Annotated in this window: 4 protein-coding genes; all 4 read right to left on the bottom strand. The window is 66.3% G+C overall.

The features are described 5' to 3' along the window. Nucleotides 1-554, bottom strand: a 554-nt coding sequence (locus tag AC5JJ6_RS23560) for a hypothetical protein (protein ID WP_496044391.1), incomplete at its 3' end; no start/stop codon positions are given. 72 nt (nt 555-626) lie between these two features. Beyond that, a complete protein-coding gene (locus AC5JJ6_RS23555) occupies nt 627-1613 on the bottom strand; it encodes a CorA family divalent cation transporter (RefSeq protein ID WP_496044390.1) in 987 nt (328 codons plus the stop codon). Between the two features lie 136 nt (nt 1614-1749). Beyond that, a complete protein-coding gene (locus AC5JJ6_RS23550; protein WP_496044389.1) occupies nt 1750-1890 on the bottom strand; it encodes a hypothetical protein in 141 nt (46 codons plus the stop codon). Then, nucleotides 1887-4751, bottom strand: coding sequence for a [protein-PII] uridylyltransferase (locus tag AC5JJ6_RS23545; RefSeq protein WP_496044388.1), 2865 nt, complete (start codon nt 4749-4751; stop codon nt 1887-1889). Before AC5JJ6_RS23545 ends, AC5JJ6_RS23550 begins: the two co-directional genes overlap by 4 nt. Nucleotides 4752-4963 lie beyond the last annotated feature (212 nt).

Here is a 4963-nt window from a genome sequence, read left to right as displayed (position 1 = left end):
CGGCCCATATGGTCCGGTTCGGGCGAAGACATCAGGGTCGAACCAGCCCGTGCCGCCAGCGTCAGCGACACCAGCGCGAACAGCACGGCGGCCGTCAGCGTCGTCAGCCTCATGCCGGGCACGGCACTCCGCAGCAGCTCGCGCGACGTCATCAGGCCGCCTGACGCCAGCACCAGGGACAAGGCAACGATCCGGTTTGAAACGTCGTCCTGAACCAGGGTGAACCAGCCCTGGAACAGGACCAGCGCCGCCGTCGCGGCCGCTATGGCCGTCCAGCGCACCGGCAGCGCGTTGAACGCCCGCACTCCGTTATAGAAGCAGCCGAAACTCAGCGCGATCAGCCCGTTGGATATCAGGATCGCCGGCAGCTCCGGCAGCGCCAAGCCCCTCAGCACGGAAATCAGCGTGCTGATCCCCAGCAGGAGCGTCGCCAGGGTCCAGAACGTCAGCCCGGGCAGATGGCGGTGCTGCAACCAGAACACCAGCATCAGGATGCCGAGCGCCAGCGAGACGAGGGAATGGACGACGACCAGTGTGAAGATATCGATTGTCATAAGGCCGGGCTTTCAGTGCTGCCAACTGATAACCCGCCGATGATTAATTTCATATGGATGCGATTTGGTTCGTCAGAACCAGTGCTTGACCTTCAGCAGCAGAAGCGTCGCTCCGGCCGACGCCACCATCAGCACCATGACCCACCAGAACGACAGGGCCTCATGGGTGCCGGGCAGGCCTGCCACGTTCATCCCGAAGATGCCGGTGACCAGCGTCATCGGCAGGAAGATCAGGGTGACGATCGACAGGCGGAACAGGTTGCGGTTGGCCTCTTCCGCCAGCTTGGCGGAAAACTCGTCCTGAAGCACTTTCGCCCGGTCTTCGGCGGCGCCCAGATCCTCGGCGACCGATGAGAACCGCTCGCCCGCTTCGCGCAGGTCGTGCAGGTCGTCGGCGGACCACCAGGACGGCGGCTGGCTCAGCAGGCGCGACAAGGCGCGGCGCTGCGGCAGCAGCTGGCGGCGCATGCTGACGATCTGGCGGCGCAGGTCGCCAAGCTGGCTGCGCAGGTCGTTGGAGATGCCGACAAGGATGGCGTCCTCGATCTCGTCCAGGCGCTCCACCATCTCCTCGATCACCTTATGGAAGCTGGCGGCCAGATGGTCGATCAGGGCACCGATCAGCTCGCCGGTGGTGGCGGGATGGAAGCCGTCGCGGATGTCCAGGCGCAGCTTGTCCACCGCCGTCAGCGGATGGCTGCGGGTCGTGATCAGCGTGTTGCGGGTGAACCAGACATGCAGCGTTCCGATATCGCCGGATTGGCCGGAGAAATCGTGCTGGACGTCGCTGAGGGTGCCGACCAGCCCGTCGCCGCACCGCTCGAACCGCGGCCGGATGTCGTCGGACGCGACCAGGACCTCGCGGACGATCTCCGGCAGTTCCGACCTGTCGCCGATCCAGTTCCGCATCGGCCAGACCGAGATGTTCAGGTGCGCCCATAGGAACCCGTCGGGTGTGCGCATCAGGTCGCCCAATACCGGCAGCGACAGCTCCCGGACGCTTCCGTCGGAGCCGAAGCCGTAGGCGCAGATCAATCCGGCGGCAAGAGTCTCGGTCATCGCAAGCGCCCCGTGCTGCAAGGGTTTCGACGGGCACCATCAGGCGCGCGACTTATATCATTGCAGTGCGAAAGAGCAATGCGGATGCGGCAAAGCGGCGGCCATCGGCCAGAGCCGTGTCAGTCGGGGGTCCGCGTCAGAACGGGATCCCGACACGCCATTCGGTGTCGCTGGCGCTGCCGCCCTTGACGCTGACGTCGACCGGGCTGGCGCAGCCCGCCAGCAGCGCCGCGGCCAGCAGCACCGCCGGACACAGGCAGCGCCGAATCGCCGTCATTCCGCAGCCGTTTCCGCCGGGGTCTTGCGCCGGGGCAGCGCCGGCTTCTTCTGTTTCGAGCGTGCCTTGCTGCGCTCGGCGGCGGAGAACCGCCCGCTGTCGGCCTGGGCGTCGGCGACCGGGTCTGACAGCGCCGTCAGCACCTTTTCCCGGATCTGCGCCAGCTTGCTCTCGTGCGTGATCTTCAGCCCGAAAACGTCCTTGACGTAGAAGACGTCGATCGCCTTCTCGCCATAGGTCGAGATCTTGGCGGATGAGATCTGGAGGCTGAGATTGGTCAGCGCCCGCGTGACGTCGTAGAGCAGGCCGGGCCGGTCGCGGCCGTTCAGCTCGATCACGGTATGGGTGGTGCTGGCCTTGTTGTCGATCAGCACGCGCGGCGGCACCTTGAACACCCGCGTCCTGTTGGTCAGCCCCGGCTTCCGCTTGGCAAGCTCCTGCAACGGACGGAGCTGGCCGGACAGGGTGCGCTCGATCATCACGGCCAGCTTGGCGAGCTTGTCGCCGCTGTCGAAGGCTCCTCCCGCCGCGTCCTGCACCAGGAAGACGTCCACGGCCATGCCGTTGGTCATCGTGAAGATCTTGGCGTCCAGGATCGTGGCGCCCGACAGCGCGAAGGCGCCGGCCAGACGCGAGAACAGTCCGGGATGGTCGTGGGTGTAGATCGTGACCTCGGTCACCGCCCGGCTGCGGTCGATCCTGGTGTCCACCGTCAGCGGCGCCCCTTCCCGGTCGGCCCGCCGCATCAGGCGGGCATGGTGGGTGTGGGTGTCGGGATCGAAGCTCAGCCAATAGGCCGGATAGCCGTGGGACAGGTGGTTCTCGATATCCTCGACCGGCCAGTCCGTCAGCAGGCCGCGCAGCGCCGTTTGCGCCGCATTGACCCTGCGCTCGCGCCGCAGGGCGCTGACCACGCCGGACATCAGGTCCTCGGCCCGGTGATAGAGTTCGGCCAGCAGGGTCGATTTCCAGGCGTTCCAGCGGCCGGGACCGACCGCGCGGATATCGGCGGTGGTCAGCACCAGCAGCAGGCGCAGCCGCTCCGGCGACTGGACCAGATCGACGAAGTCGCGGATCGTCTTGTCGTCTTCCAGGTCGCGCTTGAAGGCGGCATCCGACATGTTCAGGTGCCAGCGCACCAGCCAGACCACCGTTTCCGTCTCTTCCGCCGAAAGGCCAAGGCGCGGGCACAGCTTCTCCGCCACCTTGGCGCCCAGGATGCTGTGGTCGCCGCCGCGTCCCTTGGCGATGTCGTGGAGCATCATCGCGACGAACAGCGCCCGGCGCGACACCAGCTTGTGGATGACCTCGCTCGCCAGCGGCAGCTCGTCCTTCAGCGCGCCCGATTCGATGTCGTGCAGGATGCCCAGCGCGAACAGCGTGTGCTCGTCCACCGTGAAGACATGGTACATGTCGTACTGCATCTGGGCGACGATCCGGCCGAAATCCGGCACGAAACGGCCCAGCACGCCGGCTTCGTTCATCCGGCGCAACGCCACTTCCGGGTCCTTGCGGGACGTCAGCATCTCCAGGAACAGCCGGTTGGCCTCTGGATCGGCCCTGAGCTTCGTCCCGACCACGCCCAGCGCGCGGGTCAGCGCCCGCAGGGCGTTGGGGTGGATGTCCAGGCCGTGGACCTGCGCCACGTGGAACAGGCGGACCGTATCGAGCGGGTTGTCCTTGAACTGGCGGTCGTAGCGGATGTTCAGCCGCTCGCCGTCGAGCAGAAAGCCCTCGATATCCTTCCGCGCCTGAGCCAGCCTCATCAGCGAGAAGCGCGGCGGGCGCTTGGCCTCCGCCTCCAGGTTGGCGCAAAAGATCCGAGTCAGGTCGCCGACATCCTTGGCGACCAGGAAGTAGTGCTTCATGAAGCGCTCGACCCCGATCAGGCCGGCATGGTCGGTATAGCCCAGCCTCCGGCTGATATCGGCCTGCACGTCGAAGGTCAGGCGATCCTCGCCCCGTCCGGTCAGGTAATGCAGGTGGCAGCGCACGGTCAGCAGGAAGTCCTGCGCCTTGGCGAACTTCGCGACCTCTTCCGCCAGCAGCACCTGCTTGTCCAGCAGCTCGGAGACTTCATCGACCTTGTAGTAGTACTTCGCGATCCAGAACAGCGTCTGAAGGTCGCGCAGGCCGCCCTTGCCTTCCTTGATGTTGGGTTCCAGCACGTAGCGGCTGTCGCCCAGCCGGCGGTGGCGGGCATCCCGTTCCTCGAGCTTCGCCTCGATGAAGGCGGGGCCGGTGCCGGCCGCGATCTCCTTGGCGAACCGGCGGCGCAGCTCGTTGAACAGCTTCTCTTCCCCATGGAGGAAGCGGGCCTCCAGCAGGCTGGTGCGGATCGTCACGTCGGCCTTGGCCTGCCGCATGCACTCGTCCACCGACCGGACGGCGTGGCCGACCTTCAGCCCCAGGTCCCACAGGATATAGAGCATGTGTTCGAACACCTGCTCCACCCGCGGCGTCCGCTTGTAGGGCAGCATGAACAGCAGGTCGAGGTCGGAGAACGGCGCCATCTCCCCCCGGCCATAGCCGCCGACGGCCGCGATCGCGAACAGCTCTCCGGCGGTCGGGTTGGCGGCGGGATAGATGCTGGTGGTCACGTGGTCGGCCAGCGCCCGGATCACCTGATCCATCAGGTAGGCGTTCTGCCGCACGCAGTCGGTGCCGCTGCCCGCCGCCTCGAACCGCCGCCGCACCTCCGCCCGTCCGTGCTCAAGCGCCGCGCGCAGGGTGGCAAGGACATGGGGACGCAAGACCGGACCCGTGCCATGCTGCTTGACCAGGGCCGCCAGTTCGGCGGTCAGGCTGCGCTTGGAGACGATGGCTCTCCGGTCGGGGATGGTTTCGGAAGGTGTCAGCATATCTGGAAAACGCACTCACGGTCTGGACGGCACCGTCCGGCCGGCTCGACCCGGCAGGACCACACCCTGTTCACTGTACATATGGGATCATACCGCTGACGATGTGACCCCGCACCCGCATCATTACCGTCCTGAGCCTGACGTACGACGGGATCAGCCTCATCGGAGTGCGAACTGGCATTGCGCTCGACGACAGTATGAGAACCCATGCG

Source organism: Skermanella sp. (genome assembly GCF_059503625.1).
The sequence above is the reverse complement of the archived record's forward strand: the minus strand, read 5'-3'. Positions and strand labels throughout refer to the sequence as shown.

Bases quoted from the DNA above. Each gene is read 5' to 3' on its own strand.
- AC5JJ6_RS23550 (WP_496044389.1), bottom strand. From the start codon at position 1,890: ATGACGGCGATTCGGCGCTGCCTGTGTCCGGCGGTGCTGCTGGCCGCG.
- AC5JJ6_RS23555 (WP_496044390.1), bottom strand. From the start codon at position 1,613: ATGACCGAGACTCTTGCCGCCGGATTGATCTGCGCCTACGGCTTCGGC.
- AC5JJ6_RS23545 (WP_496044388.1), bottom strand. From the start codon at position 4,751: ATGCTGACACCTTCCGAAACCATCCCCGACCGGAGAGCCATCGTCTCC.